The following is a 7,010-nucleotide window of genomic DNA, read 5'->3' as shown; positions in this document are numbered from 1 at the left end:
GCTCCTGCCGAGGGACGTCGCGCTGCTTACGGAGGTCATGGCCGACGTGCGGCGCGCGCTCCGCGAGGGCGGCGTCTCGCTCGACGCCGAGCGCTGGCGGCAGGCTCTCGACGGCAAACTCCGAAGCCTCGTCGCGGCGGGGCGGACGACCGAAGCGCGGGCGCGTCTCCGGGAGCGGCTGGGTGTCTAGCGGGCGCGTTGTCCTGGTGGGCGCCGGCCCCGGCGACCCCGAGCTCATCACGCTCCGCGGGCTGCGGTGGCTCCGTCGCGCAGAGGTAGTTGTCTACGATCAGCTGGCCGCCTCCGAGCTGCTCGACGAAGCGCCCGAAGGCGCGCTCAGGATCTTCGCCGGCAAGTCGGCGGGGCGGCACTGCCTCGAGCAGTCGGCCATCAACGCCATCCTGATCCACCACGCCCAGGCCGGGCGCCTCGTCGTGCGACTCAAGGGCGGCGATCCCTTCGTCTTCGGCCGCGGCGGCGAGGAGATCCTGGCCTGCGCTCGCGCGGGGGTCGCGGTGGAGGTGGTGCCCGGCGTCAGCGCGGCGATCGCGGTGCCCGCGGCGGCCGGCATCCCCATCACACACCGGGGCCTGGCCTCCTCGTTCGCCGTGGTGACCGGCCACGAAGATCCCACCAAGCCGGAGTCGAGCGTGGACTGGGAGCGCCTTGCGACGGCCGTGGACACGCTCGTCATCCTGATGGGCGTGGGCGCGCTCCCGCGCATCGCCGCGCGGCTCTTGGCAGCGGGGCGGGGGGCCGACACGCCGGCCGCCGTGATCCACCGCGGCACCACGGAGGCGGAGGAGACCGTGGTCGGGACGCTCGGCGACATCGCCGGCCGCGCCGCGCATCTGACGGCGCCCGCCGTCATCGTGATCGGCGAAGTCGTGGCCTTCCGCTCCCTGCTCGCGCGCCCCCTGCTCGACGCCGTCGCCCTCGACCACCGCTGACGCCGCAGCGGCGCACCTGCTCTTCGAGCCCGTGGAGTTCCTCGAGGTGCCGGTCGTAGGTTTGACAAGCCTCGGGCCCGTCGCTAGTATGTGGCACCCTTGATGCCCACCGGTCCACGGTCGCGCCGGTCTATCTGTCTCGTCCCGACGAAGGAGGTCGCCATGGTTCGTACCGCCGCCCTGGGATTCGTGCTTCTGATTCTGGTCGGCCTCGCCCTGCCGGGCGAGGCGCCCGCGCAGACCAAGGACGACACCATCGTCTACGCGCTCCAGTCCGACATCGACACCTGGGACCCCCCGGGCTCGGTGCTGCGCGAGGCGATCATCCTCGGCTACCAGGTCTTCGACCACCTGGCCGTGCGCGACCTCAAGACGCGGAAGGTCGGCCCGAATCTCGCGCTCTCGTGGAAGAACCTCGACGACACGACGTGGGAGGTCAAGCTGCGGCAAGGCGTCAAGTTCCACGACGGCACGCCGTTCACCTCCAAGGACGTCAAGGCCACGTTCGATCGCGTGCTCGACCCGGCGAAGAAGATGATCGCCCGCGGCAACCACGCCAAGATCAAGACGGTCGAGATCGTCGACGACTACACCGTACGGTTCAAGACGGACGGCCCGTACCCGCTCTTCGTCGAGCGCCTGACGGCCCAGGCGATCGAGTCCGAGAAGGTGATCCGGGAAAAGGGCGACGAGTGGATGCAGGAGCATCCCGTCGGCACCGGCCCCTACAAGCTCGTCAGCTGGAACCGGAAGCAGGAGCACCTCCTGGTCCGCAACGACGACTACTGGGGCCCGAAGCCGTACTACAAGTACGTCCGCATCCGCATCATTCCCGAACAGGCGACCCAGATCGCCGAGCTCTTGTCGGGCGGCGTCGACATCATGAAGGCCGTGCCGCCCGATCAGATGGACGTGATCAACAAGTCGGGCGCGGCGCGCACGGCGTCCTCTCCGATCCTCCGGACGGCCTTCCTGCAACTCGATCAGGCCGCCCGCAGCGGCCCCAACCCGTTCACCGACAAGCGTGTGCGGATCGCCGCCAACCTGGCCGCCGACCAGGACGCCATCATCAAGCATGTGTTGAACGGCCTGGGCGACCGCGTCGCCACGGCCGTCAACCCGATGGCCTTCGGCTGGGATCCGGCTCTCAAGCCGTACAAGCAAGACATCCCGCGGGCCAAGAAGCTGCTTGCGGAAGCCGGCTATCCCAACGGCGTGGACATCGCTTTCAACGAGGCACCTCCTGTTGTCGAGCCCGGAACGCAGCAGACCAATGACGCCATCGTCGCCGACATGACGAAGGTCGGGTTCCGCGTGAAGCGGAACTACATCGGCGACAACACGGTGGTGGTCGCGCGTGCCAAGGAGGGCAAGCTCGGCCCCATGTTCAACTGGTCGTGGGGCTACTACTCGGTCTTCGATGCCGACGCCATCCTGTACGACATCTTCAAGTGCGGGGAGTTCTACGCCTACTACTGCAACAAGGAGCTCGACGACCTGATCATCTCGGGACGCTCGACCCTCGACCAGAAGAAGAGGACCGAGATCTACGTCAAGGCCCAGAAGCTCCTCTTCGACGACGCGGCGTATCTCTACAAGTGGGGCCTCCGCGGCGTCTGGGGCATCTCCAGCCGCGTCGAATACTCGGCGCCGCCCGACGAGATCGACCGGATGTTCCTCGTGACTCCCCGGAAGAAGTAGCGGCGGTCAATCGGCTCGGCGGGCGGGGAGCGTGAAGACGCTTCCCGCCCGCCGTTTGTGACCCGATGCGGCGCTATCTAGTCCGCCAGCTCGTCCAGCTCGTCGTCGTCATCCTCGGTATCTCGATCCTCGCCTTCTCCATCCTCCACATCATCGGCGACCCCGTCACGCTGCTCTTGCCGCAGAACGCCGGCAAGGAGGAGTACGCGCGCTACAAGCACCTCATGGGCCTGGACCAGCCGGTGTGGGTCCAGTACTGGAAGTTCGCGAGCGGCGCCGTCCAGGGCGACTTCGGCAGGTCCTGGTACGGCAACGCTCCCGCCTTTCGCCTCGTCGTTGATCGCATGCCGCCGACGATCTATCTCACGCTGGCCGGGCTCGGCGTGGCGCTCCTGATCGCGCTGCCGCTGGGGGTTCTGGCGGCCCTCAAGCGGCACTCCTTCGTGGACACGCTCTGCACCCTCCTGGCGGTCGCCGGGCAGGCCATGCCCATTTTCTGGCTCGGCATCATGCTCATCATCATCTTCGCCGTGCGGCTCAGGCTCCTGCCGGCCTCCGGCTACGGCACGTGGCAGAACTTCGTGATGCCGGCTTTCTGCCTGGGCGCCTTCCTCGCCCCGATCACCATGCGGCTCGTGCGCTCCGGAATCATCGAGGTGATGAACATGGAGTTCATCAAGACGGCGCGGGCCAAGGGCCTCGCCGAACGGATGGTCGTGGCCAAGCACGCCTTCCGCAACGCGTGCATCCCGGTGATCACCGTGCTGGGACTGCAGTTCGGCCAGCTCCTGGGCGGCGCCTTCATCACCGAGACCGTCTTCGCCTGGCCCGGTGTGGCGACGCTGACGGTGGATTCCATCCGCAACCAGGACTTTCCGGTGGTCCAGTGCGCCGTCGTGCTGCTGGCGCTCATCATCGTGATCGTCAACGCCTTCGTTGACCTGATCGTGGGCTTGATCGACCCGCGCATTCGTGCAGGTGCCTGATGGCGATCACGCCGAGCGCAACCGTCACCACCGCCGGACTCCAGGCCCCGGCGGCGCCAGACGCCGCGGGCGCCACGTGGCGACGGGTCGGGCGCCTTAAGTGGGGCGCCGGCGGCGGCGCCCTCTTCCTCGTCATCGTGTTGAGCGCGCTGCTTGCGCCCATAATCTCGCCGCACGATCCCCTCTCCGTGGACATCAGGCACCGCATGGTGCCGCCGGCGTGGATGGAAGGCGGCACGCGGGAGCACATCCTGGGCACGGATCAGATCGGGCGCGATCTCCTCTCGAGGGTGATCTGGGGCGGGCGCGTCTCGCTGCTGGTCGGGGTCTCGGCGGTGCTGCTGTCGGCGACGATCGGCGTGCTCTTCGGGCTGGCGGCGGGCTACTTCGCCGGCCAGGTGGACTGGAGCATCATGACGCTGATCAACGTCATGCTGACCTTCCCCTTTGTGCTGCTGGCGCTGGCCGTCATCGCCGTGCTCGGCCCGAGCGTGCCCAATATGATCACGGTGCTGGGCGTGACGGGCTGGCCCGTCTACGCGCGGATCATCCGGGCGGAGACCTACGCCCTGCGCGAGCGCGAGTTCGTGGTCGCGGCCCGCGCGCTCGGCATGAGCCACGCCCGCATCATCTTTCGCCAGATCCTGCCGAACCTCGTCTCGCCGATCGTCGTCGTCGCGACGTTGCAGATCGCCCAGGTCATCATCCTCGAGTCCTTCCTGTCCTTCCTGGGCCTCGGTGTCCAGCCGCCCACGCCCGCGTGGGGCAATATGCTCGGCGAGGGACGCGTCTACATGCTCAACTCGTGGTGGATCGCCGCCTTCCCCGGCCTCGCCATCTTCGTGACGACGCTCGTGATCAACCTGATGGGCAATGGGCTCCGCGACTGGCTCGACCCTCACATGAAATTGTAAAGGCTACTTGTCGCGGCACCCGGCCTTCTTGTACTCTCGCTCAGACGCGGTAAGCAAGCTGATTGCCATCAGGATCAGGGTAGTGGCGATAACGGTGGCGCATGGTGAGTCCCGAGCAGTGCTCCATTTTCTCTTGAACTCGCTGGGAATGTCGGGCTGACACCGCGGGGTGTGGTCTAGCAGGTCTCTCGCCGGCTCGATCCGGAAGTGAAAGCCAGGCCCAGTCATCCATGCCTCCATGAGACCAAGGTCGAAGCGAAGCGGCGCACGACTCCGAGACACCCGCCCTGGTCCAGCGCCGCGCCGTAAGCTTGCCGGAGGGGCGCGCTCTTATCACGCAACTAGATACCTCAATCGAATGCCTTGACGCGAGGTGGGCAGTCGTCTATCGTACGTGGAATGGTTTATCTGGTGGGAGCCTGGGATTTTCCTCGAGCGTAGGTAACATAAATGGTCATGGGCGGGTCGCCTACCCTTGGCAAGCAGGACGGGTGTCGGATTTCGGCGGCGCCATCCCACCACCGCCCGGCCTTGCGGGGTATGGTGGCGGGGAACCCGGCCCGCGCGGAATTTGCCACGCCCCCGGGTTCTATAGTAGAGTTCCTCGACTCCGCCCAAGATCGATCCACGGGAGGCCTCAACCATGAGAGATCATCGAGCCGGAAGTTCCCTCTTGCTGCTGGCTGCGCTGCTCCTCGTGGGCCCGCCGACGGCCTGGGCTCAGAAGTTGATCGAGCTCGGCACGCTCCCGGGCAATACGCCGTCACAGGCGAGCGTCGGCACCGCCATCGACATCATCTGCCCCAAGCTGGCCGCCAGGTCCAACAGTCTGAACTCGGCCCAGAGTGACCTGCTGGCCCGGTGCGGGGACATGAAACTCGGCGGCTTCGCGACCTCGCAGCTCCCTGACATTCTCGGCAAGGTCTCCTCCGAGGACGCGACGGTCCAGGGGACGAGCGCCGTCCAGACCAGGAGCGCCCAGCTCCGAGCGGTCGGGACCCGCCTTGCCTCCCTCCGGCTCGGTGCGACGGGGATCAGCTTCAACGGGGTCGCGCCTGATCTCGACGGCAAGACCGCATCGACCGGTCAGCTCCTGGGTTCGGGCGCGGGGGGAGCCGGCGACTCCTCGCCCCTCAGCCGACTCGGCCTCTTCGTGAACGGAGTGGGGAGCTTCGGCAGTGTGGATTCGACGCCCCGTGAGGCGGGCTTCGACTACCACAGCGTCGGAATGACGGCCGGGGCCGACTACCGATTCACCGACACCCTGATCGCGGGCGCCGCCTTCAGCTACTTGAACTCGGAGGCCGACATCGTCTCCCATCTCGGAGAGGTGACCTCCAACGGCTACGGCCTCTCGCTCTACGGCACCTACTACGTCGGCGCGTTCTACTTCGATCTCCTCGGCGGCTTCACCTATCGCAGCTACGACTCCACCCGCAACATCGTGTACGGGCCCACCCCGGGATTCACCGGAACGGCCGTCGATCGCACGGCCACGGGCGACACGAGCGGCTGGCAGTACACGTTCAACGGAGGCACCGGCTACGACTTCCAGGTGGCTGGGTCCACGCTTACCCCGTACTTCCGCGTGGAGTACCTGCACCTCGCCATCAACGGCTACACCGAGTCCGGCGCGGCCGGCCTCAACTTGCAGGTCCAGAGTCAGACGGTCGAATCCCTGCTCACGATCCTCGGCGGGCGGGTCGCGCACGCGTTCAGCACCTCCTTTGGAGTCCTGGTCCCGCAGATCCACCTGGAATGGCGGCATGAATCACTCAACGACGCCCGCTCGATCAAGGCGCAGTTCGCCAACGATCCGTTCAACCAGGTCTTCAAGGCCGCGACGGACAATCCCGACCGCGACTACTTCGCGGTGGGAGCGGGAATCACCAGCCAGTTCCGGAAGGGCATGGCGGCGTTCCTCGACTTCGAAGCGGTGGTCGGCCTCGCCAACGTCACCAGCTACAACTTCACCGCCGGAATGCGGATCGAGTTCTAGCACGGATCATCGCGACGCCGCGCCCCACCCTCGCGCGTCGGCCTTCCCCCGGACGAGAGGCGCAGCTCCGGTTGACCGGTCCCAGGCGACGTGGAATCCGAACTAGCCATGCATGGGGCGCGGGCAAGCGGCCGCCGCCAGTGGTCATGAATAAGGCAGCCGCGGGGCGGGTCTCGCGAAGCGCGCCATGAACCCGTCCCGGATCTTCATCCTCCGCCCGGTCGCACCTCGCTTCTGACCGCCGGCGTTCTCCTGGTCGGCTGGTCGCCTACTGGCAGCTCCCCATCTCCGCACTCCCCCAGGTCGACTACCCGACCATCCAGATCCTCACGTTCTACCCGGGGGCCAGCCCGGACGTCAGCGCGTAAGTAACCGTAAGTAACATAGATGGTCATGGGCGGGTCGCCCATCCCGCGGGATGAAAATGGGCTCTCCTCGCCGCGCGCCGCGTCTCAGCGTC

6 protein-coding genes are annotated in these 7,010 nt (G+C 66.9%); all 6 read left to right on the top strand.

The features are described from left to right. Window positions 1–190: hypothetical protein (locus VGV06_01660; protein ID HEV2053861.1), on the top strand; the 190-nt coding region annotated here is incomplete at its 5' end. Next, complete coding sequence (cobA, locus tag VGV06_01655) at window positions 183–950, top strand: uroporphyrinogen-III C-methyltransferase (GenBank protein HEV2053860.1); 768 nt, start codon at window positions 183–185, stop codon at window positions 948–950. The genes VGV06_01660 and cobA, both read left to right, overlap by 8 nt. Window positions 951–1,112: 162 nt before the next feature. Then, window positions 1,113–2,651, top strand: coding sequence for an ABC transporter substrate-binding protein (locus VGV06_01650; GenBank protein HEV2053859.1), 1,539 nt, complete (start codon window positions 1,113–1,115; stop codon window positions 2,649–2,651). A 65-nt stretch (window positions 2,652–2,716) separates the two neighbouring features. Continuing rightward, a complete protein-coding gene (locus VGV06_01645) occupies window positions 2,717–3,637 on the top strand; it encodes an ABC transporter permease (GenBank protein HEV2053858.1) in 921 nt (306 codons plus the stop codon). Then, window positions 3,637–4,551, top strand: a complete 915-nt coding sequence (locus tag VGV06_01640) for an ABC transporter permease (protein ID HEV2053857.1) — start codon at window positions 3,637–3,639, stop codon at window positions 4,549–4,551. The genes VGV06_01645 and VGV06_01640 overlap by 1 nt, the downstream gene beginning before the upstream one ends. Window positions 4,552–5,194: 643 nt before the next feature. Further along, entirely contained in the window at window positions 5,195–6,550 is a 1,356-nt protein-coding gene (locus VGV06_01635) for an autotransporter outer membrane beta-barrel domain-containing protein (protein ID HEV2053856.1), read from the top strand. Window positions 6,551–7,010: the final 460 nt, after the last annotated feature.

Source organism: Candidatus Methylomirabilota bacterium (assembly GCA_035936835.1).
GTDB lineage: Bacteria > Methylomirabilota > Methylomirabilia > Rokubacteriales > CSP1-6 > AR37.
This window is presented reverse-complemented; position numbering and strand designations above follow the sequence as displayed.

Excerpts from the sequence above, each read along its gene's own strand:
- VGV06_01635 (HEV2053856.1), top strand. The coding sequence starts at position 5,195 with ATGAGAGATCATCGAGCCGGAAGTTCCCTCTTGCTGCTGGCTGCGCTG.
- VGV06_01650 (HEV2053859.1), top strand. The coding sequence starts at position 1,113 with ATGGTTCGTACCGCCGCCCTGGGATTCGTGCTTCTGATTCTGGTCGGC.
- VGV06_01640 (HEV2053857.1), top strand. The coding sequence starts at position 3,637 with ATGGCGATCACGCCGAGCGCAACCGTCACCACCGCCGGACTCCAGGCC.
- VGV06_01645 (HEV2053858.1), top strand. The coding sequence starts at position 2,717 with ATGCGGCGCTATCTAGTCCGCCAGCTCGTCCAGCTCGTCGTCGTCATC.